At 68.9% G+C, this 22,747-nt stretch carries 23 protein-coding genes; 14 read left to right on the forward strand and 9 right to left on the reverse strand.

All coding sequences use genetic code 11. The features are described 5' to 3' along the window. The first annotated feature begins 673 nt into the window (after positions 1–673). A complete protein-coding gene (locus FNH24_RS22315) occupies positions 674–1,429 on the forward strand; it encodes a TetR/AcrR family transcriptional regulator (protein ID WP_152364462.1) in 756 nt (251 codons plus the stop codon). A 142-nt stretch (positions 1,430–1,571) separates the two neighbouring features. Here FNH24_RS22315 and FNH24_RS22320 read toward each other — a convergent pair whose 3' ends face one another. Continuing rightward, a complete protein-coding gene (locus FNH24_RS22320) occupies positions 1,572–2,360 on the reverse strand; it encodes a GAF and ANTAR domain-containing protein (protein ID WP_152364463.1) in 789 nt (262 codons plus the stop codon). A 282-nt stretch (positions 2,361–2,642) separates the two neighbouring features. Between FNH24_RS22320 and FNH24_RS22325 the strand changes: the two genes are divergently transcribed. Beyond that, on the forward strand, positions 2,643–3,347 hold the full coding sequence (locus FNH24_RS22325) for a GAF and ANTAR domain-containing protein (RefSeq protein WP_152364464.1): 705 nt from the start codon (positions 2,643–2,645) through the stop codon (positions 3,345–3,347). A gap of 79 nt (positions 3,348–3,426) precedes the next feature. On the opposite strand, the gene FNH24_RS22330 is transcribed toward FNH24_RS22325, so the two are convergent. Next, positions 3,427–4,251 carry a sigma-70 family RNA polymerase sigma factor gene (locus FNH24_RS22330; RefSeq protein WP_152364465.1) on the reverse strand — a complete coding sequence of 275 codons (825 nt, stop codon included), beginning with the start codon at positions 4,249–4,251 and terminating at the stop codon, positions 3,427–3,429. 159 nt (positions 4,252–4,410) lie between these two features. Here FNH24_RS22330 and FNH24_RS22335 point away from each other — a divergent pair, with 159 nt between their 5' ends. Next, positions 4,411–4,737, forward strand: coding sequence for a plasmid stabilization protein (locus tag FNH24_RS22335; protein ID WP_152364466.1), 327 nt, complete (start codon positions 4,411–4,413; stop codon positions 4,735–4,737). 58 nt (positions 4,738–4,795) lie between these two features. Here the strand turns inward: FNH24_RS22335 and FNH24_RS22340 are convergent, their stop codons facing one another. Together FNH24_RS22340 and FNH24_RS22345 are read right to left on the reverse strand one after the other, a co-directional pair. Further along, on the reverse strand, positions 4,796–5,419 hold the full coding sequence (locus tag FNH24_RS22340; protein ID WP_152364467.1) for a dihydrofolate reductase family protein: 624 nt from the start codon (positions 5,417–5,419) through the stop codon (positions 4,796–4,798). Next, entirely contained in the window at positions 5,416–6,024 is a 609-nt protein-coding gene (locus FNH24_RS22345; RefSeq protein ID WP_152364468.1) for a DinB family protein, read from the reverse strand. The genes FNH24_RS22340 and FNH24_RS22345 overlap by 4 nt, the downstream gene beginning before the upstream one ends. Positions 6,025–6,097: 73 nt before the next feature. On the opposite strand from FNH24_RS22345, the gene FNH24_RS32690 reads away from it, so the two are divergent. The 9 genes from FNH24_RS32690 to FNH24_RS22390 all read left to right on the forward strand — a co-directional run bounded on the left by FNH24_RS32690 (position 6,098) and on the right by FNH24_RS22390 (position 15,078). After that, positions 6,098–6,307: a three-helix bundle dimerization domain-containing protein gene (locus FNH24_RS32690; RefSeq protein WP_152364469.1), complete on the forward strand. Its 210-nt coding sequence runs from the start codon at positions 6,098–6,100 to the stop codon at positions 6,305–6,307. A 115-nt stretch (positions 6,308–6,422) separates the two neighbouring features. Then, positions 6,423–7,421, forward strand: a complete 999-nt coding sequence (locus tag FNH24_RS22355) for a LacI family DNA-binding transcriptional regulator (RefSeq protein WP_152364470.1) — start codon at positions 6,423–6,425, stop codon at positions 7,419–7,421. Positions 7,422–7,514: 93 nt separating this feature from the next. Next, positions 7,515–8,441, forward strand: coding sequence for a carbohydrate ABC transporter permease (locus FNH24_RS22360; protein ID WP_152364471.1), 927 nt, complete (start codon positions 7,515–7,517; stop codon positions 8,439–8,441). 92 nt (positions 8,442–8,533) lie between these two features. Further along, positions 8,534–9,403, forward strand: a complete 870-nt coding sequence (locus tag FNH24_RS22365; protein ID WP_161606263.1) for a carbohydrate ABC transporter permease — start codon at positions 8,534–8,536, stop codon at positions 9,401–9,403. Beyond that, the gene (locus FNH24_RS22370) at positions 9,400–10,074 is read left to right on the forward strand and encodes a hypothetical protein (RefSeq protein WP_152364473.1); all 675 of its coding nucleotides are present in this window, start codon (positions 9,400–9,402) and stop codon (positions 10,072–10,074) included. Before FNH24_RS22365 ends, FNH24_RS22370 begins: the two co-directional genes overlap by 4 nt. Then, positions 10,071–11,444 carry an ABC transporter substrate-binding protein gene (locus FNH24_RS22375; RefSeq protein ID WP_152364474.1) on the forward strand — a complete coding sequence of 458 codons (1,374 nt, stop codon included), beginning with the start codon at positions 10,071–10,073 and terminating at the stop codon, positions 11,442–11,444. The genes FNH24_RS22370 and FNH24_RS22375 overlap by 4 nt, the downstream gene beginning before the upstream one ends. Continuing rightward, on the forward strand, positions 11,441–12,823 hold the full coding sequence (locus FNH24_RS22380; protein WP_152364475.1) for a sulfatase family protein: 1,383 nt from the start codon (positions 11,441–11,443) through the stop codon (positions 12,821–12,823). Before FNH24_RS22375 ends, FNH24_RS22380 begins: the two co-directional genes overlap by 4 nt. Positions 12,824–12,917: 94 nt before the next feature. After that, a complete protein-coding gene (locus FNH24_RS22385) occupies positions 12,918–14,411 on the forward strand; it encodes a sulfatase family protein (RefSeq protein WP_152364476.1) in 1,494 nt (497 codons plus the stop codon). 10 nt (positions 14,412–14,421) lie between these two features. Further along, positions 14,422–15,078: a hypothetical protein gene (locus FNH24_RS22390; RefSeq protein ID WP_152364477.1), complete on the forward strand. Its 657-nt coding sequence runs from the start codon at positions 14,422–14,424 to the stop codon at positions 15,076–15,078. Between the two features lie 19 nt (positions 15,079–15,097). Here FNH24_RS22390 and FNH24_RS22395 read toward each other — a convergent pair whose 3' ends face one another. Beyond that, on the reverse strand, positions 15,098–15,586 hold the full coding sequence (locus FNH24_RS22395) for an anthrone oxygenase family protein (RefSeq protein ID WP_152364478.1): 489 nt from the start codon (positions 15,584–15,586) through the stop codon (positions 15,098–15,100). Positions 15,587–15,630: 44 nt separating this feature from the next. Beyond that, positions 15,631–16,266, reverse strand: a complete 636-nt coding sequence (locus tag FNH24_RS22400; protein WP_152364479.1) for a TetR/AcrR family transcriptional regulator — start codon at positions 16,264–16,266, stop codon at positions 15,631–15,633. A gap of 99 nt (positions 16,267–16,365) precedes the next feature. On the opposite strand from FNH24_RS22400, the gene FNH24_RS22405 reads away from it, so the two are divergent. Continuing rightward, positions 16,366–16,770, forward strand: coding sequence for a nuclear transport factor 2 family protein (locus FNH24_RS22405; RefSeq protein WP_152364480.1), 405 nt, complete (start codon positions 16,366–16,368; stop codon positions 16,768–16,770). Between the two features lie 2 nt (positions 16,771–16,772). Then, the gene (locus FNH24_RS22410; protein ID WP_246187022.1) at positions 16,773–17,693 is read left to right on the forward strand and encodes a TIGR03560 family F420-dependent LLM class oxidoreductase; all 921 of its coding nucleotides are present in this window, start codon (positions 16,773–16,775) and stop codon (positions 17,691–17,693) included. Positions 17,694–17,731: 38 nt separating this feature from the next. On the opposite strand, the gene FNH24_RS22415 is transcribed toward FNH24_RS22410, so the two are convergent. The 3 genes from FNH24_RS22415 to FNH24_RS22425 all read right to left on the reverse strand — a co-directional run bounded on the left by FNH24_RS22415 (position 17,732) and on the right by FNH24_RS22425 (position 22,582). Next, complete coding sequence (locus FNH24_RS22415) at positions 17,732–19,225, reverse strand: purine-cytosine permease family protein (RefSeq protein WP_152364481.1); 1,494 nt, start codon at positions 19,223–19,225, stop codon at positions 17,732–17,734. A gap of 125 nt (positions 19,226–19,350) precedes the next feature. Beyond that, positions 19,351–21,324, reverse strand: a complete 1,974-nt coding sequence (locus FNH24_RS22420) for an LTA synthase family protein (protein ID WP_152364482.1) — start codon at positions 21,322–21,324, stop codon at positions 19,351–19,353. A gap of 43 nt (positions 21,325–21,367) precedes the next feature. Then, the gene (locus FNH24_RS22425; RefSeq protein ID WP_152364483.1) at positions 21,368–22,582 is read right to left on the reverse strand and encodes a glycosyltransferase 87 family protein; all 1,215 of its coding nucleotides are present in this window, start codon (positions 22,580–22,582) and stop codon (positions 21,368–21,370) included. Positions 22,583–22,747: the final 165 nt, after the last annotated feature.

The following is a 22,747-nucleotide window of genomic DNA, read 5'->3' on the forward strand; positions in this document are numbered from 1 at the left end:
TGATGATCAAGTCCACCCTGTCGCAATGTGGTGATCAACTCGGCCACCGCGACCTCCACACTGCCGAGCGCATGCTCGACCGGTGTCGTGTCGATCGTGGTCCCCGAGTCCATGATCACAGTATATTCGAACAGACAGACGAATACCAGGGAATCCCTTATTTCATAGACATCCGCGGCAGTTGTCCACAGATTCTCGAACAGGATTCGACCTGTGGACAACCATGCTGCCGCCGCTGCCCGGCGCTCTCAGGACAGAAATGTCGTCGCCTGGGACTGGCTCGCCGACGAACCGTAGGGATTCATCGCGAATGCGCCACTCGATGTAGCAAGCACAGTGAGCCCGGGCGGGCAGACCCGACGTCACCAACGCCAAACCTGGCCCCCTTGGCGCCAAGAAGGTCTTCACAGTCCCATCGTGACTCGCGAGACCCTGCCAAGACGATTGCAAGCTGGGCGATCCAGCGACGCCAAGATCAACTGCCACCGAACGATCAGCTGATCGAGTCCGCGCTTGGAGCAGAGAGGTCGGTCCGATGATCCCTTCGCTGACCACGGGGATCGCCCTTGCCCTTCGACAAGCTCAGGGAACGAAACAAGCGTTGCCCGACTGTCGACTTCACCAGCGTGCTCCGTACGTTGTACCGTTCAACGTACGGCACTAGGGTGCAAGCGTGGTCAGTGATCTTGGAGCCGATCCGTCCCGGGTGTTGCCGCTGTTGTGGCAGACCACGGAGCGCAGGAGTGCGGGGACCCGGTTGTCGGTCGGCCGGATCGTCGATCAGGCGGTCGAGATCGCCGATGCCGAGGGGCTGGACGGGGTGACGATGCGCTCGGTGGCCACGGGGCTCTCGGTGGGCACGATGTCGCTCTACACCCACGTGCCCGGCAAACCCGAGCTGTACGCGCTGATGGTGGATCGGGTGATCGGCGAGGATCTGCATCCGGTGCAGGCCGCGGCAGACTGGCGCGAGGCGGTGCGCGAGATCGCCCGCAACGATCGGGATCGTTACCGGCGCCATCCGTGGTTGCTCCAGTTGATCATCGCCCGCCCGGCCTGCGGGCCGAACGTCACGGCGAAGTTCGATCGTGACCTGAGCGCCCTCGTGGACACCGGTTTGAGTGCGGCCGAGATCAACGCGACGGTGCTCGCCCTCACCGTGTTCGTCCGGGGCGCGGCCCAAGCCGAGGTGTCGGTGGAGGAGTCCCGGGCCGCCGGATTCAGCGATGCCGACTGGTGGCAGGCGCACCAGCCGTACTGGTCCCGCTTGCTCGACCCGGAACGGCACCCCACCTTCAGCCGGATGTACGGCGACATCGGCCGCTCGAATCCGGACGATGATCATGAGTTCGCCTTCGAGTTCGGGCTGGAGTGCCTGCTCGACGGCATCGACGCCCGGCTCGGACGCAATCCGGGATCGTCCGGCTGAGACCCACCTGAAGCGCCGGCCGGGCGGCCGCACGGGCCGAATCGAGGGCGGAGGCCCGTGATTGATCACGACCGGTGTGTCGGCCCGGCCGAGTGGGTACAAGGAAATACAGGTTGTTCGACCGTCCGGGCGGTCGGCCGACTCAGGTCTCGACGGTTGAGCACACAGCCGTTGAGGCCGTTCTCTGTCCGTCATGATCATTGACCGTGACCGAGGCCGCTTGAGGCTGGTCGAGGACGATGCCGGGCAGGGTACGGGTCTCGATCAGCCCCAGCGCGACCGTTCGCAGCTTCGTGTTGGTGTGCTGGGAGTAGCGGGCGAGCACATCGAACGCGCGGTCGGCGTCGAGGTTGTAGCGCTCCATCAGGATGCCCATCGCCTGACCGACCAGTTTCCGGGCGTCGACCGCCTCGACCAGCGTCTCCTCGTGCCGGGCCCGGGTCACCGCGATGGAGGCGTGCCGGGCCACGATGTAGGCGATCGAGATCTCGTCCTCGCCGAACATCCCGGACTCGGGGTGACCGGCCAACACCACCCCGGCCGGCCGGGTGCCGATCAGCAGCCGGACCGCGAGCAGACTCCGCAGCCCCGATTCGGCGCCGGCCGCGGCCAGCGGCTCACAGTCCGGCCAGGCGGTCTCGGTGGTGAGGTCGGCCACGGTCACCGCGGTCGAGGCGTCGAACGCGGTCTGGATCGGGCCGCAGGTGTCGCAGGTCTCGGCGATCCGGGCGATCGCGGCGTCGGTCGAGGTCGCGATCTGGAGTCGTTCCGGGTGCTTGCCGAGCAGGATGGCCGCGGAGGTCGCACCGAGGGCCTGCAGGGCGAAGGTGGCGACGGCCTCGACCGTCTCGTCCACCGTGCCGGCCTCGTGGACCGAGCTGCTCAACTCGTCAAAGGGCAAGATCAGGCGATAGCCATGCTGGTCGTTCATATCGTCGACGTACCTCATGAAAATCTGATCGCACCCGGCGGACTATTTCACCGGTCACAAGGATGGCCGGACCAGGCGTCTGACGCGTGGTCGGCCACGACGATCTTGCAATACCGGGCTCCGTCAGACCAGCCCCCGCTCCGGAACCGATCGGACGAGTCATGATGGGTACGAGGGCATCCGAACCCGGCACGGTCGATTACTGTGACAGTGGCTACTCGGACAGCAGTGGTGGCCAAAGGGGCCAGCGCGGGTGCCTGGCCGGCTACCGAGGGACGGGTCATGGCTAGAGATCGCGATGAGATGCTCGCCGAGTTCGCCGCGCGGGCCAGCGCGGCGCGGACGGTCGACGACACGGTCGAGGAGATCGTCGGTTTCGGCGTCGGTCATCTGTCCGCGGACTACGGCGGCATGACGTTGTGGCGGCAACGGGGCCGGCTGGAGTCGGCCGGCGCGACGGACCTGATCGTCGAGCAGGCGGACAAGCTGCAACACACGCTGCGGGAGGGTCCGTGCGTGCAGGCGGTCGAGGAACTGCGTCACATCGTGTCCCCGGACGTCGAGCGGGACAGTCGGTGGCCGGTCTGGGGTCCTCAGGCCGCCGATCTCGGACTGCGGAGCATCCTCTCGGTCGAGCTGACCACCGGCCCGCGGCGGCTCGGGGCGCTCAACTTCTACGGCGCCACCCGCTACAACTTCACCGAAGCCGACATCGAGCTGGCGCACCTGTTCAGCGCCCATGCCGCGGCCGCTCTGGAGGCGACCCTGACGGCAGAGGGGCTGCGCACCGCGGTCGACACGCGGACCATGATCGGTCAGGCCCAGGGCATCCTGATGGAGCGCTATTCGATCTCGGCGAAACAGGCCTTCTCGGTGTTGCTGCGCTACTCGCAGGACAACAACATCAAGCTCTACGATCTCGCCCGGCGCCTGATCGACAGCGACGATCTCGACATCGCCGCGAACGGCGTGGCCGCGGAGGGATAGTCGCGACGGTGTCAGCCGCGCAGCGCCGGCAGGACCTCGATCCGGTACAGCTCCATCATCGGCTCTCTTCTTCTTTCGATCAGGCCGCGACGATCCGGGGCGTCTCCTCGTCGAGGCCGACCTGATCAAGGTCTTGGCGCAGGTCGGTGAGGATGCGCCGCAGTGATCGGGAGATCTGCATCTGGCTGACCCCGACCTCGTCGGCGATCTGCTGCTGGGTCTTCTCCTCGAAGAAGCGCAGCCGCACGATCCGCTGATCTTCCGGCGACAGGTTCACCATCGCCGCCCGGAGCACGCTGGTGATCTCGATCCGGCCGAACTGCGGATCGGTCCGGCCGAGGACGGCGCCGAGCGTTGCCGACCCCTCCTGGCCCGGACGGGGCGCGTCGAGGGAGGTCGGATGGAAACAGGTGCCGGCGGCGCAGGCCTCGGCCACGTCCTTCGCCGATTCGCCGAGCGAGCCGGCCAGTTGCCGGACCGTCGGGGTGCCGCCCTGATCTTGACTCAGCGTGTTCCAGTTCTCGACGACCTTGGCCTGCAGTTCCTGGACCCGTCGTGGCGGCCGGACCATCCAGCCATGATCACGGAAGTGTCGTTTGATCCGGCCGCGGATGGTGCTGACCGCGTAGGCGCGGAAGTCGCCGCGCTCCGGATCGGCCCGGCCGGCGGCCTCGACCAGGGCCAGGCAGGCAACCTGATCAAGATCGGCTCCGTCGATGCCGCGACTGTGATAGCGGCGGGCTACTGATTCGGCCAGGTCCAAATGCAACAGGACGACCTGCTGCAGGTAGTCACGTCGTTCCGCAGGATCGGCGATGCCGGCGCGACGCAACAATTCGGCGGTGCGGGCCGACTGATCATCGAAGTTTGTGGTGGGCTGCGATGGTGCTGTACGCGTGATCATCAGGTCCCCTCACGGACTTTCTGACTTCGCGGCAGCTGCTCAACCACTTAGTTCTCCAGCCAAGCACTCCGTGATCGATAAGGCAAGCGATGCCCGGCGTTTGAGGCTCCGAACGGAGGGGTAACGATCAGTTCATCGGCCTGGAGAGTGAGGGGCGACATGCCTCAGGAAGCCTGGACTGACAAGCGGGAACGCCAGTACGAGCACATCAAGAAGGGGCTGCAGAAGAGCGACCGCACGGAGGACACCGCGAAGGAGATCGCTTCCCGAACGGTGAACAAGGAGCGCGCGCAACACGGCGAATCACGCACCGCGAGTCGGTCATCGGTCAAGGACGTGTCGTCCGGTTACCGTGGTGGAAAGCGCTCTCACAGCGGGAGCAAGGGCCGGACCAGGGATCAGCTGTACAACGAAGCCAAACAGCGCGGGATCGAGGGTCGCTCGAAGATGAACAAAGAACAGCTCGCCAAGGCCGTCGGGCGGTAGCGTCGATCACTCCCGGTCCCGGAGCTTGATCAACTGCGACCCGTGGAGTCGATCATGATCAAGCAGCGGGCGTCGCGTAGCTGTTGATCACGACGCCGGTCGTGGTCACGGTGGTGTCGGTGTGGCGCAGCCGGAGCGGCAACTCCAGCCGGGGAAACAGCCGCTTCCCGGAGCCGAGCACGATCGGGAAGATCAACAGGTGGTATTCGTCGATCAGGTCGGCTTCGATCAGGGTGCGGAGCAGGTCACCACTGCCGAACACGACGAGATGATCACCGGGTTGCCGCTTGAGGGCGGCGAGCTGCGCCGCGACGTCCGGGCCGAGGATGTGGGTGTTGGCCCAGTCGCCGGCGGCGAGGGTCCGGGACGCGACGTACTTCGGCATCCGGGTCATCGCCGCGACCACCGGCTGGCTCTGATCGGCGTCCGCCCACGCGTCCACGAAACCCTGGTACGTCTTGCGGCCGAGCACCATGCCGCTCGCCCCGATGGTCTTGCCCTGCATGAACGAGCTGAGCACGTCGTCGGCGTACGGCGGCACCCAGCCACCCACCGTGAACCCGCCCTCGCGATCCTCGTCGGCCGACAGGACCGACTGGATCCCGCCGTCCAGGGAGACGAAGTTCACCACCAGCAGCCGACGACCACCTGCGACGGCTCGAAGTCGGGTGTGCTTGATCACGGCCCAGCGTCCTCAGTACGAAAGCCGGCCGCGATCCCTTCCAACATGGCGGTGTAGTCGCTCCACCAGTCGTCGTTGCCGATCGCGTCCCGGTCCGAGCCGGCCCGGCCGTCGATCAGTTCGCGGATGACCTGCAACTGGCCGACGTGCATCGCCGTGTCCTTCAGCACCCGGGCCAGCAGGGCGCCGAGGGTGGTCGTCCGGGATTCCTCGGGCCACCACGGCACGGTCGCCGGGGCCGCCGGTCCGAGCTCGTCGAGGACCAGATCTGCATGCTGGCAGGCCCGGCGATAGAGGCCGAGGAGGTGGTCGCGGGACTCGGCGGCGGTGGCCCACAGGTCCCGGTTGGCCCAGAGCTCCTGATCGGCCCCGGCCGGGTCGTCGATCCACGGCAGCCGTTCGCCGAACGGCCGGCCGGCGCAGAGTCCGAGATAGCCGGCCTCGATCCCGATCAGGTGCTTCACCACGCCGAGCAGGTTGGTCCCGGTCGGGGTCATCGGGCGCCGGACCTGGTAGTCGTCGAGCCCGTCCAGGGTGGCGAGCACCTCGCGCCGGCTGTCCCGCAGATAGCCGTGATCGTCGGAACTGATCGGCGTGCTCGGCATGGCACCCACCCTAGGGTGCAACCGCGCCTGACCGGACAAGTTCCTGGTTACCTTCGGCAGTTACCATCCGGTCGTGCCAGAAGATGAGGACCGTGCCATCGGTGAAGTGCTGACGCGACTGAGGTCGCGATTCCCCGAGGTTGCGGAGGACACGCTGGTCGACACACTCGGGGCGGTTCACAAGCGGTTCGAGGGAAACCCGATCCGCGATTTCGTCCCGGTGCTCGTCGAGCGCGCCGCCGTCACCGAACTCCGAAAGGGCGGACCACCGGACGCCCCCTGACCCCGCCGCCGATCCTTCCGCCGAGTCGCCGACGGCGGGTTCGGCAGGTGATTTCGGCGACCGATGATGCAGAGTGGGCCCTGTGGGCGAGCGAACCGGAGCACGCGGAGTGCGGATGATCGACGTCGCGACTTCGCTCGGGCTCTCCCGCGCCACTGTGTCGCTGGTGATGCGGAACAGCCCGCTGGTGTCGGAGAAGACGCGGGTCGCGGTGCTGGCCGAGGCCGAACGGCTCGGGTACGTCTACAACCAGGCCGCGGCCAACCTGCGGACCCAGCGCAACGACCTGGTCGGGCTGGTGATGCCGGACGTGATCAACCCGTTCGTCGCCGAGGTGTCGCTCGGCGTGCAGGAGGTGCTCGGCGAGGTCGGCTTCTTCGTCATGATCGCCAACACGGTCGACCGGCTCGAGTTGCAGGCGCAGATTCTTCGTTCCCTGGTTGAACATCGGGCCGCCGGGGTGGTGACCATTCCCGCCCTGACCTCGACCGCCGAGGCCTTCGTCGCGCTCCGTCGCAGCGGCCTGCCGACCGTCACGCTGCTCCGCGCCATCGACGGCGTCGACCTGCCGTTCGTCGGCACCGACGAGGCGGCGATCGGCCGGCTCGGTGCCGAGCACCTGATCGACGTGCACGGCTGTCGCCGGGTGGCGTACTTCGGCGGTGATCAACTGGCCTCGCCGCGGATCGGCCGGCTGCGGGCCTTCCGCCAGGCGGCCACCCAGGCCGGGGTCGACTGGGACGACGAATGGTCCGAGCCGGTCGAGGCGACCGCCGACGCCGCGTACGCCCGCGCGACCCGGCTGCTGGCCGCCGGGTCGCGACCGCCGGCCGGGGTGCTCTGTCACAGCGACAACATGGCCTACGGGCTGGTCCGCGCGCTCGGTGATCATCGCCTCGTTGGTGATCATGGGTCGGTGTCGGTGCTCGGCATCGACGACCTGCACCAGTCGGCGATGTGGACCCCGTCGATCAGCAGCATCGCCACCGATCCGGTCGGCCTGGGCCGGGTCTGCGGCCGGGTGCTGCTGGCCGAGATGGGCCTGGCGGTCGAGGGCACTCGGCGCCCGACGGCGCCCGAGGTGCACGCCCGCGCCTCCTGCGGCTGCGTCTGATCCCATCATTCGAAACCTCGACGGAGTGCTTGACGGCACGTTTAGATCGATCTAAATTGACGAATCAGGTCGCCCACTCCAGGAAGGACAGGGATGTCCCCAGCCGTCCGCGCCGCCCCCGTCCGCCGGGCCCGCTGGCACCGGCGCGAGGACGGGGTCGGCTACGTGATGTTGCTGCCCAGCCTGCTGCCGTATGTCGCCTTCGCCCTGCTGCCGATCAGTTGGCTGCTGTGGTTCAGCTTTCAACGCTGGAACGGATTCTCGGCACCGCAGTTCACCGGGGTGGCCAACTACCAGCGGATGATCGGCGACGAGCAGTGGTGGTTCGCGGTGCTGAACACGCTCAAGTTCGGCTTCGGCCGGTTGATCATCGAGATCCCGGTGGCGCTGGTGCTGGCCTACATCTTCTTCCGTGGCGTACGGGCCGGCACGGCCTATCGCACCATCCTGTTCCTGCCGCACGTGCTGTCGCCGGCGATCATCGGGATCATCTTCGTCTTCCTGCTCCGCGAGACCGGCGGCCCGATCAACCAGTTGCTCACCGGCTCGGGGCTGATCGACGCACCGGTCCGGTTCCTCGGTGAGGCCGGCAGCGCGATGGGCAGCTTGATCGGTGTCGGCGTCTGGGCCCATCTCGGGATCAACCTGCTGCTCTTCTTCGCCGGCATGATGACGATCCCGAACGAGCTGCTGGAGAGTGCCGCGCTGGAGGGCGCCGGGCACTGGTCGACGTTGCGGCACATCGTGCTGCCGCTGCTGGCTCCGGTGACCCGGGTGGTCATCCTGATCTCGATCATCGGCACCCTGCGCAGCTTCGACCTGGTCAAGACGCTCACCGACGGCGGCCCGGCCGGCGGCACCGAGGTGATGTTCACCTACCTCTACCGGTTCTTCTTCGAGCCCGATTCCGTGCCCCAGATCGGATACGCGGCCGCCCTCGGCATCACCGCCAGCGTGATCGTCGGCATCATCTCCGTCGCCTACCTGCGGCTCAGCCGCAGCGGCAGGACCGCACCATGACCACGCCCACCCGTTCCCTGAGCCTGTCGAAGCGTCGTCCTGAGCCTGTCGAAGGGGGCAGGCCGGATGACGCTGAAGGGCCCTCGCCGTCGGTGATCGGCACGCGAGTGCCACGACGGCGACGCCGGGTCCGCCCGCTGACGATCCTGCTGCACCTGATCTTGATCGCCGCGGCGTTGATCATGCTCTCGCCGCTGATCTTCGGCCTGCTCGCCTCGGTCTCACCGCTGGACCAGATCCTCAGCCGCAACGGCGGCATCGTGCCGCGGGTGTGGGAATGGGGCAACTACGTCCAGGCCTGGACCACCGCCAACTTCTCCCGCTACTTCGTCAACAGCCTGATCGTCACCGCCCTGGTGGTGGTGCTGGACACGCTCGCCTCGAGCATGACCGGCTACGTGCTGGCCCGGCGCAAGCTCCGCGGCCAGCGGTTCCTGGAGGGGTTGTACGTCGGCACGTTGTTCGTCGGGCTGACCACGGCGACCCTGTTTCCGCAGTACGTGATCGCGGAGGCGCTCGGGCTGGACAACCTGCTCGGCATCGCACTGGTCCAGCTGGCCGGGATCATGCTGGTGCACATCTTCCTGATCAAGGCGTTCGTGCTCGGCCTCGGCACCGAGATGGAGGACGCCGCCCGGGTCGACGGCTGCGGTCTGTTCGGCACCTACTGGCGGGTCACCTTCCCGATGATGCGGCCGATCCTCGCCACCACGGTGATCCTCGGCTTCCAGGCCTCCTGGAACAACTACCAGGTGCCACTGGTGTTCTCGCTCGCCGCGCCGGACCTGCGCACCCTGGTGGTCGGGGTCAGCGCGCTGCAGTACGACGCCGCCGAGGGGATGACGCCCTACAACACCGTGCTGGCCGGCGCCAACATGGCGCTGGTGCCGATCGTGGTGATCTTCATCGTGCTGCAGCGACACTTCGTCCGCGGCTGGACCGAAGGCTCGGTGAAGGGATGACCGGCCCGGCGAACGTGATCTTCGCGCCGGACGGCGCGCTGCTCCGGGCCTGGTCCCGGTGGTGGTTCTGGGCCTGGACCAGCTGCTGCTGGGCCCTGTTCAGCCTGCCCGTGGTCACCCTGCCGGCGGCGACCTCGTGGTTGATCACCCAGCAGCGCCGCTACACCCGCGGCGAGACCTCGCTCGGTCCCGCCGAGAGCCTGCGCTTCCTGCTCCGCCGGCTGCTGCCGACGCTGCCGCTGGCCGGCTGCCACCTGGGGGTGACCGGCCTGGTGATCACCGGCCTGTTCGGCCCGTCGCCCGGTGGCGGGTACGGCTGGCTGGTCTTGATCACCAGCTCGGTCGTCGGCGTGACCTGGCTGCTGCTCGCCCCCTGGACCGTGCTGATCTTCGAACGCACCGGCCGGACGGTCGAGTCGATCCGGCTCGCGTACCGGCTGGCCTTGGCCCGGCTCGACCTCGCCGTGACCGCGACCGTGGCCGCCGTCGCGGCCGCGGCGGCCGTCGTCCTGCTGCTGACCCGGGTCCCGTATCTGGGCCCGCCCCTGGCGCTCGCGGTCCCGGCCGCCGTCGCCACCTTCTTGATCATGCTCCACGACCGCGCGACCCGGCTCGCGACTCCACCTGACCGCGCGAGCCGGCTCGCGACCCGAGATGAGGACCCATCATGACTGCATCGGCACTGAACCCATCGACCCTGACCCGGCGCGGCTTCCTCGGCGCCGTCACCGCCGCCGGAGCCGGCACCGCCGTCGGCTGCAGCGGCGCCACCACCGGGTCGTCGGGCGGGGGGCCGGCCACGATCGTGGTCTGGGACCGCGCCGGCGCGCACGCCAAGGCCCGGCAGGAGTTCTTCCGCACCTGGAACGAGGGCGAGGGCGCCTCGCTCGGCATCACGGTGCAGTACGAACCGCAGGCGACGGACAAGTACGAGGAGATCGTCCGGGTCGGCTTCCAGACCAAGCGGGCACCGGACCTGTTCCACAGCCCCTCCTCCCAGTTGGGCGCCTTCGTCGCCGCCGGCTGGGTGCAGCCGCTGCCCGACCTGGTCGATCAGGCGGTGTTGGACAAGGCGGCGCCCTACCACCAGAAGAACAGCGAACTGGTCTGGGGCGGGGTGCCGTACGCGGTGCCGACCACCGCGTTCACCAACCGGCTGGTGATCAACACGGAGCTGTTCGAGAAGGCAGGGCTCGACCCGGCGTCGCCGCCGAAGACGTTCACCGAGGTGCGCCAGGCGGCGGCCGCGATCACCAAGATCGGCCAGGGCGACGCGTTCGGCATGATCATCCCGATCAAGGCGACGGGCTTTCGGCAGTGGAGCGTCGATATCCCGCTGATGGCCGGCGACGAGGCGCTGGCCCAGTTCGGCCTGTTCAACGCCGCGGCGCAGCAGTACGAGTCGGCCAAGTATGCCCCGGTGATCGAGCTCTACCGCGCCCTGATCACCGACAAGACGGCCTACCCGGGAGCGGCCACGCTGGCCGGGGACGTCGCCGCGAACGCCTTCGGCCAGGGCGAGGCCGGCATGTATCTGACCAGCAGTGCGATCGTCTCCTCGCTCGCCGATCTGGGCAGCACGGTGTCGGCGGTGGCCGCGCCGTTGCCGGTGCCGGACGGCCAGCAACTGGTCCGATCACCGATGAACGCCGGCTACCCGTACGCGATCTCCTCGACCAGCAAGACCCCCGAGCAGGCCGCGAAGGTGTTCGAGGTGATGGTCGGCGACGGGATCCAGGAGGCCCTCGCCGCCAAGGCCGCGCCGCCGATCAACGACACCGTCTGGGACTCGGCCGCGATCAAGGACAACGCGTTCCTGCAGCAGTACCGGCCCGCCGATCTTGATCAACAGTGGCCGAAGACCCCCGGCGGGCTGCTCCAGGTCGACGGGGAGAAGGTCGACCAGACGATCGAGAAGCTGCTGCTCGACCCGGCCGCCGATCTCGATGCGGCGCTGGCGTCCATGCAGCAACGGATGCAGGCGGCCTACGACGCCGCGGTGCAGAGCGGTGACGTCGACCCGCAGGAGTTCGGCGCGTGAGCTCGGCCGGTGTGGTTCGGCCCAATATCGTGTTGCTGCTGGCCGATCAGTGGCGCGGGCAGGACCAGGGCTGGCTGGACGACGAGCGGGGCCGCGCCTCCGAGGTCCGCACGCCCCACCTCGATCGGCTGGCCGCGGCCGGCGTGGCGATCGCGGGCGGCTGCTCCAACGCGCCGGTCTGCGGGCCCAGCCGGGCCAGCCTGCTGACCGGATCGCTGCCGCACCAGCACGGGGTGGTGGCGAATGATCTTCCGCTGTCGCCGCGGCTGGACACGCTCGGCACCGCCCTGGCCGACGCCGGCTACCGGACCGGTTGGATCGGCAAGTGGCATCTGGCCGGACTGCCCCGGGACAAGTGGGTGCCGCCGGTGGCCCGACCCGGCATCGAGCACTACGCCGGCGTCGACTGCTCCCATGATCATGTCGACGGCCACTACTACCGCGGCACCGAGAGCCCGACCCGGGTCGACTTCACCGGCTACGAGCCGGCGGTGCACACCGACCTCGCGATCGAGTTTCTCCAACGGCAGCGGGATCCGTTCTTCCTGGCCGTTTCCTACAACCCGCCGCACGATCCGTACGACTCGGTGCCGGAAGCGTTGCGGAGCTACGCCGACACCGAGCCGACCGTGCCGCCGAACACCCCCGACACCGAAGCCCAGCGCGAGGTGCAGCGGCTCTACTGGAGTGCGATCACCGCGGTCGACGCCGAGATCGGCCGGATCGTCGCCGAGCTGGACCGGCTCGACCTGCGCCGGGACACGATCATCGTCGTCACCTCCGATCACGGCGATCTGCTGGGCGCCCATGGTCTGCGGGCGAAGCAGAGCCCCTACGCCGAAGCGGTGCGGGTGCCGTTGGTGATCACCGGAGCGGGCCTTCCGGCCTCCCGGCCGGCCGGACTGTTCGGGCTGGTCGACCTCGCGCCGACCCTGCTTGGCCTGGCCGGACTGCCGCCGGTCGGCGGCTACGGCCGCGACCTCAGTGATCAACTCCGGACCGCCGGGCCGCTGCGGCAGGAGTTGATCATCGGCAACTGGGTCAGCTGCGACAACGGCTACGACCAGGGGATCGGGGAGTGGCGGGGCGTGATCACCGAGCAGCTGACGTACGCCCGCACGGTCGACGGCCGACCCTGGCTGCTCTACGACGATCAGGCCGACCCGTGGCAGCGGCGAAATCTGGTCGACGACCCGGCGGCGGCCGATCGGGTGGCCGCCGCGGACTCCCGGCTCGGGGACCTGCTGACCGAGGCCGGGGACGCGTTCGATCCGGCCGACCGGCTGCTGGCCGGCCTCGGCATGGTCGAGGACTGGAATCTTCGCGAGACCGAGCTCCGTGGTGATCGGGCCCGCCTGCTGCCGGTGCCCGCACCATGATCACGCTCCGAAGTTCGCTCCCTGAGCCTGTCGAAGGGCAGGCCCGATCGCGCCAGCCCTGCGACCACCCGCCGACCCACGAGGAGACCGAGTCATGACTGACCGGCCGAACGTGCTGTTCGTGATGACCGATCAGCAGCGGTTCGACACGATCGCAGCGCTGGGCAACTCCGAGATCGACACGCCCAACCTCGATCGGCTGGCCGCCCGCGGCGCCGCCTTCGACAACGCCTATTCGACCTGCCCGGTGTGCGTTCCCGCCCGCTACACCCTGCGCAGCGGCTGCGAACCGACCCGGACCGGGATCTACGACAACGCGATGCCCGACGGGGCGCATGCGGCGATCCGGGACCGCTGCGGGCCGTATCTGGGCGAGGCGATGGCCGGTCTCGGCTACCGCACCTTCGGGGTCGGCAAGTTTCACACCACACCGTGGGACGCGCCGGTCGGACTCGACGTGCAGCGGCACAGCGAGGAGTTGTACGAGAGCCCGGAGCAGCGGGCCGGCGACGCCTACGCGTCCTGGATCGCGACCGAGCACCCGGAGTTCGACTGGCTCGAGGCGCTGATGGGGGAGCGGACCGACATGTACTACATGCCGCAGCTCAGCCCGCTCCCCGCCGACTGCACGGTCGAGTCGTGGGCGACCCGGGAGGCGATCGGACTGATCGAGACCGAGGACGACCGGCCCTGGTTCGGCTTCGTCTCCTACATCGGGCCGCATCCGCCGTTCGCGCCGCCGCTGCCGTACAACCGGCGTTACGACCCGGACCGGATGCCCGATCCGGTCCGCGGTGATCAAGACGTCGATCACCTTGATCAACACATCCCGTGGATGAACCACCTGGTCTATGCCGAGGACGTCGATCCGCACCGGGCCCGGGCGTTGCGGGCCCGTTACTACGGCGAGATCAGCTACATCGACGGCTGCATCGGCGAGCTGCTGGACGCGGTCGAGCGGCGGCCGGATGCCGGCAACACGGTGATCTGTTTCTTCGCCGATCATGGTGATCTGCTCGGTGATCATCACGGCTGGCAGAAGGAGAGCTTCTTCGAGGCGGCGGCCCGGGTGCCGTTCCTGATCTCCTGGCCCGGCCGGATCGCCGCCGGTGAGCGTCGCAGCGACCTGGCCTGCCTGACCGACCTGTTCGGCCTGGCGACGTCGGCCGCCGGCGAACCGGACCTTCGGCAGGGCAGTGATCTGCTCGGGTTGCTCGCCGGGACGGCGCCGCCGCGGGAGACCCTGTTCGGCTACCACGGCCGGCCGGGCACGCACCGGTTCAAGGCGATGGTGCGGCAGGGCGACCTCAAACTGATCTGGCTGGCCAACGGCGGCCACCGGCTGCTGTTCGATCTCGCCGCCGACCCGGACGAGATCAAGCCGGTGCAGGCCGAACGTCCGGACGAGGCGGACCGGTTGACGGCGGTCCTGGCCGAGCGGCTCCGGGCCGACGGCGTGGCCGACGCGCTCGACGGTGATCGGCTGCGGGAGTTTCCGTACCGGACCTGGCCGCTGACCCGGATCCACCAGTTCGATCGGTCTCGCGGCGTGACCGACTTCGGGCCCACCGGCACCGAGCGGCACTAGACTCGGCCACGTGACCCCTGCGAAGTCACCGTCCGCCCAGGCTCCGCCGCCGACGGGATCGGCGGGGTCACGGTCCCGATTTCCCTGGTGGGCCCCGGTTGCCGCCGGTTCGGCGGTCATCCTGCTGGTGGTGATCGTCACGATCCTCGGCGTGCTCGGCGCCTTCGGTGGTCTCTGGCCGGGTCGGTCGAGCCCGACCACCCGACTGTCGGTGGTCGATGATCGGATCGCGTTCGAGATCAAGGTGCCGTCGGGGACCATGATCACCCGGTTCTACAGTGGAGCCCGCCGGGAGTGTGCGATCGCGGAGGTCGACTTCTCCGAGCACGGGCTGCGGGCCTACGCCGCCGCTCGGACCTGTGACATTCCGGCCCGAGGCCGGACCGGCAACGGCCATCACGGCCTGTACCGGACGATCGCCGATGTCGCCGCGCCGAAGACGGTGCAGCGGGTGGAGACCTGGCTCGGACCGGCCGACGTGTTCAGTCAGGACTACTACGAGTGCACCAACGCCTGCCGGAACTACACCGAGCCGGTGGCGATCGTGATGTTGCAACAGCCGGTCAATCCCGACTTCCCGACCCTGGTCCTGATCAGCACCAAGGGCGAGCTCGCCCGGCCCGACTTCACTCGGCTCGTCCGCGACCTGGCCGAACCGACCCGGTGATCATCACTTGACCGGATGATCAGAGGCCGACCAGGCCGAGGATGATCAGCACGGTCGCGATCAGGCAGGCCAGCGTCCGGACATGGTTGGCGGCGGTCCACTCCCGGTTGTAGCGGGCCCACTGCTCGGCGATCTCCGGGCCGTCCGGATCGGTCCGGTCCAGCGCGTTGTTCCGCGGCACGTTGTACGCCATCGTCAGGATCGGGCTGCCGACGATGTAGATCACGGCGCCGATCACCAGCAGCCAGGTCGAGCTGCCCGCGGACGTGATCAAGGCGACGATGATCAACACGATGCCGAGCAGGCCGGTGCCGAACAGCACGGTCATCAGCGGCGGCCGGACGACGGTGATGTTGAACGACTGCATCCCGCGGGTCGCGGCGCTCGGGCCGAGTCGGTCGAGGCCCGCCATGATGGACGCGGAGAAGGTCAGGTAGAAGCCACCGGCGAGGCCGCTGCCGAGTGCGGTGAGCAGCCCGATGATGATCAACAGTCCCGATTCCGCCATCGATTCGACCATGAATCCTCCCCTGTCAGTGGCCTGACCGGAGCTCAGGCAGCTACACCGTATCGCCCAAGCCCGGACTCCAGCAGCGAGAACGCGCGATCGCCGTGCTCGCGGACCTCGGCCGCCACCCGGCGCAGCTCGGCGCCGGCCAGGACCCGCCGGCGGACGTGGGCGACCAGGGTGCGATGGACCCCGATCAAGGCGTGACCGACGACCGCCGCGGTGATCGGGTCACCGCCGTCCTCGGCCGCGAGCAGTGCGGCCAGATCTTCGGTGTAGCGGGCGAAGGCACGCTGTTCCCGGGCCAGCAGTGCCGGGCTGTCGCTGATCACGCGCAGGTGCACCTGCAGCCGCGCCGACGCTTCTGCCTCGCTCGGCTCGAGCGAACCGAGCAGGCCACGATCTTGGAGCAGGAACCGGTGGACCGCGGCGAGGGCCGACGTGCCGGCATCGCGGGCGCGGACCGCGTCGATGAGTTGATCACCGAAGGACTCCAGCGGTGCGTAGAACAGGTCCTCCTTGGTCCGGAAGTAGTTGAACAACGTCGCCTCGGAAACCTCGGCCGCGCGCGCGATCTCGGCCACCGTGACCTGCTCGAAGCCGCGGTCGGCGGCCAACCGCCAGGCCGTTTCGATCAGCCGGGCCCTGGTCTGTTCCTTCTTCTGCTCACGAAGTCCCACGAGAAGAATCTAGCACCAAATTTGGAGTAACACTAATTTTAGAGTTACTCTACGAATACGTCAGCGATCGATCGGGTCGCGAGAAGCTCAGGAGGAGACATGTCAACGTCATCGGACGTACTGGAACTGCTGGATCGGTGGGCGTCGGCGGAGCAGGCCGGGGACGCGGCCGCACTGGAGTCGGTGCTGGCCGCCGACTTCGCCGGTGTGGGTCCGGCCGGGTTCGTGCTGACCCGGGACCAGTGGCTGGTCCGCTTCGCCAACGGCCTGCACAACGACGCGTTCGCCGTCCAGGAGCCGCAGGTCCGGGAGTTCGGCGATGCGGCGGCGGTGATCGCCGTGCTGGAGCAGCAGACGCACTTCGGCGGCCAGGACAACTCGGGCCGGTTCCGGCTGAGCCTGCTGGTGGTCCGCGACGCTGATCAATGGCGACTGGCCGGGGTGCACATCGGGCTGCTGCAGTTGCCTCCGGGTGCGGGTCTGGGCCCGGGGACGGGGAACTGATCATGACCAAGGGAATGCGGCTCAGCATCAGCCTGAGCAACCAGTCCTGGGCCGAAGGGCCGACGGGACTGCGGGCGAATCTGATCAAGGTCGCCGAGGCCGCCGACGCGGCGGGCATCGACACGCTCTGGGTGCCGGACCATCTGCTCCAGGCCGACCCGACCGTGTCGCCGGACGCCACCGACATGCTGGAGGCGTACACGACGCTGGGCTTCCTGGCGGCGCGGACCGAACGCGTCCGGCTGGGCACGATGGTCACCGGGGTCACCTTCCGGGCACCGGCGCTGTTGATCAAGGCGGTGACCAGCCTGGATGTGCTGTCCGGCGGCCGGGCCTGGCTCGGCATCGGCGCCGGCTACCACGGTGGCGAGGCCGACCGGATGGGGCTGGAGATGCCGCCGGTGGCGGAGCGGTTCGTGCGGCTGGAGGAGACGATCCAGCTGGCGCTGCAGATGTGGCGGGGTGACGAGTCGCCGTTCGAGGGCCGGCAGCTCAAGCTGTCCGGCCCGGCCGGGAGCCCGTTGCCGCTGAGCGCTCCGCATCCGCCGATCCTGATCGGCGGCGACGGGGAGAAGAAGACGCTACGGCTGGTCGCGCGGTACGCCGACGCGTGCAACCTGTTCGACATCCCCGACGGCGGCCAGACCGTGCGGCGCAAGCTGGCCGTGCTGGCCCGGCACTGCGCCGACGTCGGCCGGCCGTACGGCGAGATCGTGAAGACGATCGGCACCCGGTTGCTGCCGGGGGAGTCCAGCGACGACTTCGTCCGCCGAATGGAAGCCCACGCCGCCCTCGGCTTCGATCAGGTCGGCCTGGTCAGCTCGCAGGCCTGGACCCCGGAAACCCTGGCCGTGCTGGCCGAGGCCGTACCCAAGCTGGCCCAACTCGAACCGACCCCCTCCGCGCCGACTTGTCAGAACTGAGTTGTGCCATAGGGCTTCTCAGTTCTGACAACTCGGCGTCATTGGGGGAGTTCCTGGCGGGCGATGGTGCGGCGGGCGAAGATCAGGTAGCCGACGAAGCCGATCACCAGGGCGACGGCGACGCCGAGGTTGGCACCGGCCCAGTCGCCCTCCCGGCCGCCGATCGGGCCGAGCAGATAGCCCTGCCAGCCGAGCCAGGGTGCGGCGGCGTTGGTGACCAGGCCCCAGCCGAGCAGCGTGCCGGTGACGATCAAGATCACCGGCAGGGCCCGGACATCGCCGTAGCGGCCGTCGGTGCGATAGAGATCCTGCTCGACATAGTCGGCCCGGCGCAGCGCGATGTCGGCGACCATGATCCCGCACCAGGCGGCGACCGGGACGCCGAGCGTGATCAGGAAGCCCTGGAACGGACCGAGGAAATCGCTGGCGAAGAAGACGATGTAGATCGAGCCGATGATCATCAGGCAGCCGTCGATGCCGGCCGCGACCCAGCGTGGCGCGCGCAGTCCGGCACTGAGCAGGGCCAGGCCGGAGGAATAGATGTCGAGTACGGCGCCGCCGACCAGGCCGAGCACCGCGACGACCACGAACGGGATCAGGAACCAGGCCGGCAGCACCGTGGTCAGCGCGCCGATCGGGTCGCTGCCGATCCCGGTGCTGAGGTCGGCGGACGAGCCGGCCAGCAGCACGCCGAAGATCAACAGCAGCACCGGTGCCAGGGCAGCGCCGAAGGTGGTCCAGCCGACCACGGCCGGACCGCTGGACGACCGGGGCAGATAGCGGGAGTAGTCGGCGGCGAGATTCACCCAGCCGAGACCGAACCCGGTCATCATGAAGACCAGGGCGCCGATCACCTGCGGCGTCGTGCCGGCGGGCAGGGAGCCGACCGTGGCCAGGTTGACCTGATTCAGCACCAGGATCGCGTACACGATGGTCAGCGCGCCGGTGATCACCGTGATCACCACCTGCAACCGCATGATCAGGGTGAAGCCGAAGACGCCGCTGACGAAGATCAACGCGGCGACGACGATCAGCGCGACGATCTTGGTCGCGGTCCCACCGTGCCAGCCGAGCGCGGTGAACACGGTCGACGTCGCCAGCACCGCGAGCGAGGTCAACGCGGTCTCCCAGCCGACGGTCAGCAGCCAGGAGAGCACGGCCGGGATCCGGCCGCCGCGGACCCCGAACGCCGCCCGGGTCAGCACCATGGTCGGCGCCGACCCGCGTTTGCCGGCCAGCGAGACGAACCCGCAGAGGGCGAACGAGATCACGATGCCGACGATCCCCACGGCGATCGCCTGTGGCGCCGAGATGCCGAAGCCGAGGACGAAGGAGCCGTAGCTGATCCCGAACACGGAGACATTGGCGCCGAACCAGGGCCAGAACAGGCCGCGCGGCCGGCCCTTCCGCTCGGCTTCGGCGATCGGATTGAGGGCGTTGGTCTCGATCCCGCCGAACACGCGGGACGATCGGCCGCCGGGTCCGGACCGGGCCGGATCGGACTGGGAACCTGACTGCGCTGAGTCGGTCATGAGGTGATCATGACACGCGGGTGCTCCGCCCGGCCGGGGATGGTGCTGTCGGTCCTCGCCGGGAATCTCGCCGACCCGTCAGATCCGCTGCGACACGCCGTCAAAAGGGCCGCGGAAGTGACGGGTCAGCGGGGGGTGGGGGTGGGGGTGCGGAGGTCGGTGTAGAGGCGGTCGACCTGGCGGCGCCATTGCAGCGCCTCGGCGCGGTAGCGGGCCAGGTCTTCCGGCGGGGTCGAGGCCGCCAGGTTGGTGGTCTCGCCCGGGTCGGCGGCGAGATCGAAGACCTCGTCGGGGCGGAAGTCGTAGTGGTGGATGTACTTCCGGGTTCCTTCGATCCGGGCCAGACAGCGGGCTTCCTCGAAGCAACTGATCATGACCGGCGGCCGAGAGGCCTTGCTGAGCAGCGACGGCGACCGGTAGCCGCCGCCGGTGCCGGTGCTGATCCGGTAGCCGAGCAGGTCGGTGACGGTCGGCAGGATCGCCGGGTGCTGCACCGGTGTCGTCACCCGCTGACCGCCGCCGGCCCGCTGCGGATCGTGGATGATCAAGGGCACCTGGACGCCCTCCTGATAGATCGTGTTGTCGTGCTGGCGCAGGTCGTGCTCGCCGAATCCCTCGCCGTGATCACCGGTGATCACGAACACGGTGTCGTCGTAGAGCCCGAGCTCCTTGAACTGCTGGATCACCTGGCCGACGAAGCGATCCTGGTAGCGCAGCCCGTTCAGATAGTCGTTCAGCTCCGGGTCGTCGGACAGGTGTTCGGTCTCGAAGCCGTCCGGCAGCTTGTAGTCGTGGTGCGCGGTGACGGTCAGATAGCCGAGCAGGAACGGGTTCTTCCGGTTGCGTTCGATCCACTCCCGGCTCGGCTGCAGCATCACGTCGTCCTCGTAGCCGAAGTAGTTCGCCTCCGAGAAGCCTTCCTTCGGCAGGTCCTCCAGCCCGTAGAACTCGTCGAAGCCGAACTGTCCGGTGATCACATCGCGGCGCCGGTCGTACGACTCGGTGGCGGACTGGAAGAAGGCCGAGCGGTAGTCCTGCTGGCCGAGCAACTCGGGCAGGCACCGGGCGGCCACGCCGCGGCCACCGGTCCCGTCGCCGCCGGCCTCGCTGTTCTGGGTGTCCATCGGCGGTTCGACGCCGCAGTAGGTCGCGGTGAGCGACTTCGAGGTGTGCGGCATCACGGCGTAGGCCTGCTCGGCCACCAGGCTCGACTCGGCCAGCGCGGCCAGATTCGGGGTGATCGCGAGGTCATCGGTGTACGGCGCGGTGGAGATCGCCCGCTGGGACTCGAGGGTGATGATCACCACGTTGCGGCGCTGCGTCTTCGGGCCGGCGGTCAGCCCGGTGTCGGTCGGCGGGACGATCGTGGCCGGCTCGGGCAGGTCCCGTGGCTTGGTCGCGGCGGAGTCCTCCAGGCCGCTGAGGCCGACCGCGAGCACCGGGGCGCGGGAGAAGTAGCTGGGGGAGGACGGCCCGCTGTAGCAGGAGCCGAGCAGCAGCGCGGTGGTCAGCGCGGCGACCGGGATCAGCGGCCGCCCGGTCGCCCGGCCGGCCCTGGCCGGACCCCGACCGATGATCAACCGGGTGATCACGGCCGGACCGGCGATCGCGTACCCGACGGCGCCGATCAGCAGCAGCACGACCTCGGGGCGGATCTCGGCGGCGACCAGGCCGGAGATCTCGCCGGCCGAGCCCAGCGCCGAGATCAGCCGTTCCAGGGTCAGCGGTGATCCGGTGCGCTGGAAGTAGACGTGGAAGCCGGTGCTGACCGCGGCGACGACGATCGCGGACAGGTGCATGATCATGAACGCGATCGGCCGGGCCGGAGTCCGCCGGCCGATTGTGGCGATGATCACAAGCCAAGCCAGCCCGAATCCGGCGCCGAACATCAGATCGGAGCTGAGTTGGTCGAGCCACTCCAGTGGTCCGGGCAGGCCGCGCCGGCTCATCCGGATGATCTTCAGCACGATGCCGTACCCGGCCAGCGGGATCAGCAAAGTGGCTAGATATAAGGCGGTTCGACGATCCAACCAGCAGATCCGGGTGCGGTTCTGGTGATCGTCGGCAGCGGTCGAACGGCTCGTCGGCTCGGCGGTCATCGATGCCACCGTACCAACCGGTGGTGAACCGTTCGCCCAGTGGTTACCCGGCGGTCGCGGTCCGTTCGGAGCGCCTGAAGATCAGGATCAGTGCCGCGACCAAGATCGCCAGGCCGAGCAGGGCGGTGGTGGACGCGATCAGGTTCTGCGCCGGCGACCAGGTCAGCTCCACGTCGGCGCCACCCGGCAGTTGTTTGTACGGCGCCACCACGACCCAGCCGACGAACGCCCAGCCGAGGATCTGGAACCACAACGGAAGCCGCCGCGGTGGGCCCACCTGCCGCGACAGCAGCGGACCGGCCAGGCAGAGCCCGAGCGGCACGATCCAGACGAAGTGGTGGCTCCAGGAGACCGGCGAGGCGAGCAACCCGGCCAGCCCGCACAGGGCCACCCCGAAGCCGGTCATCCCGCGCCGGTGCCAGAGCAGGCCGACCCAGGCCCCGAGCAGCGCCACCAGCCCGCAGGCGACCAGCGCGATCAGCTGGCTCGGCCGCCCGATGCCGAGCACCCGGACCACATCGGCCATCACCGACTGGTTGGTGAAGTAGACGAAGCTGTTGCCCAGCCCGGTGTCGCCGTGGGCCAGCCGGCCCCAGAAGTCCAGCGAGGTCCGCGGCACGACGACGGCCGTCACCAGCGTCACCGCCGCAGCGGTGCCGATGCTGACCAGGCCGGCCCGGCGCTCCGCGTCCAGGCCCTTGCGGCCGGCGCCGAGCAGGAACAGCCAGAAGATGGCCGGGGTCAGCTTGACCGCCGCCGCCAGCCCGGTCAGCACACCGGGCGGCAGCAGCCGCCGGCCGGGCAGGATCCGCGGCCCGGGGACGAGATCGAGGATGACCAGGGCGGCCAGGAAGATCCCGACCTGGCCGAAGCTCAGGGTCTGGTTCACCGGCTCGGCGATGAAGATCACCGCGGCGCCGATCAGCGCCAGCCGAGCGCCGCCGAGCCCGAAACGGTGCAGGATCGCGAGGATCGCCAGCACTCCGCCGATGGTCCAGGCGACCTCGACCACGCCGAGCGGCAGCAGCGACAGCGGCACCGCCAGCAGTGCGGCGAAGGGCGGATAGAGAAACGGCAGCGAGCCGGGCAGATGGTACGGGTCACCGCCCTCGAGCAGCGTCTTGCCCGCGAGCCGGTAGACCTCGAGGTCGACCATCACCGGGTTCCACGGAAACAGGGTGCCGCCGCGGAACGAGGTCGAGCCGACGTAGAGGCCGATCAGGACCGCCGGCAGGCAGATCAGGAACCCGGTCAGCAAGCGGCGCCAGGTCAGCGGCGGGCCGGCCTCCGGGCCGGTGAACGGATCGGACGGGTGCGGTCGGTCCCGGTCCGGCCGCGGTGCCCCCGGTCGCCCCGAGCCGCGAGGCCCGGACCCCCGTCGCCCCGAGCCCGGACGCGTCGACCCGGACCGAGGCGCGCCCGG

The organism is Microlunatus speluncae (assembly GCF_009299835.1).
GTDB lineage: Bacteria > Actinomycetota > Actinomycetes > Propionibacteriales > Propionibacteriaceae > Microlunatus > Microlunatus speluncae.

Excerpts from the sequence above, each read along its gene's own strand:
- FNH24_RS22375 (WP_152364474.1), top strand. The coding sequence starts at position 10,071 with ATGACTGCATCGGCACTGAACCCATCGACCCTGACCCGGCGCGGCTTC.
- FNH24_RS22420 (WP_152364482.1), bottom strand. The coding sequence starts at position 21,324 with ATGACCGCCGAGCCGACGAGCCGTTCGACCGCTGCCGACGATCACCAG.
- FNH24_RS22335 (WP_152364466.1), top strand. The coding sequence starts at position 4,411 with ATGCCTCAGGAAGCCTGGACTGACAAGCGGGAACGCCAGTACGAGCAC.
- FNH24_RS22415 (WP_152364481.1), bottom strand. The coding sequence starts at position 19,225 with ATGACCGACTCAGCGCAGTCAGGTTCCCAGTCCGATCCGGCCCGGTCC.
- FNH24_RS22410 (WP_246187022.1), top strand. The coding sequence starts at position 16,773 with ATGACCAAGGGAATGCGGCTCAGCATCAGCCTGAGCAACCAGTCCTGG.
- FNH24_RS22325 (WP_152364464.1), top strand. The coding sequence starts at position 2,643 with ATGGCTAGAGATCGCGATGAGATGCTCGCCGAGTTCGCCGCGCGGGCC.
- FNH24_RS22360 (WP_152364471.1), top strand. The coding sequence starts at position 7,515 with ATGTCCCCAGCCGTCCGCGCCGCCCCCGTCCGCCGGGCCCGCTGGCAC.
- FNH24_RS22355 (WP_152364470.1), top strand. The coding sequence starts at position 6,423 with ATGATCGACGTCGCGACTTCGCTCGGGCTCTCCCGCGCCACTGTGTCG.
- FNH24_RS22330 (WP_152364465.1), bottom strand. The coding sequence starts at position 4,251 with ATGATCACGCGTACAGCACCATCGCAGCCCACCACAAACTTCGATGAT.
- FNH24_RS22385 (WP_152364476.1), top strand. The coding sequence starts at position 12,918 with ATGACTGACCGGCCGAACGTGCTGTTCGTGATGACCGATCAGCAGCGG.
- FNH24_RS22345 (WP_152364468.1), bottom strand. The coding sequence starts at position 6,024 with ATGCCGAGCACGCCGATCAGTTCCGACGATCACGGCTATCTGCGGGAC.
- FNH24_RS22320 (WP_152364463.1), bottom strand. The coding sequence starts at position 2,360 with ATGAACGACCAGCATGGCTATCGCCTGATCTTGCCCTTTGACGAGTTG.
- FNH24_RS22405 (WP_152364480.1), top strand. The coding sequence starts at position 16,366 with ATGTCAACGTCATCGGACGTACTGGAACTGCTGGATCGGTGGGCGTCG.
- FNH24_RS22395 (WP_152364478.1), bottom strand. The coding sequence starts at position 15,586 with ATGGCGGAATCGGGACTGTTGATCATCATCGGGCTGCTCACCGCACTC.
- FNH24_RS22370 (WP_152364473.1), top strand. The coding sequence starts at position 9,400 with ATGACCGGCCCGGCGAACGTGATCTTCGCGCCGGACGGCGCGCTGCTC.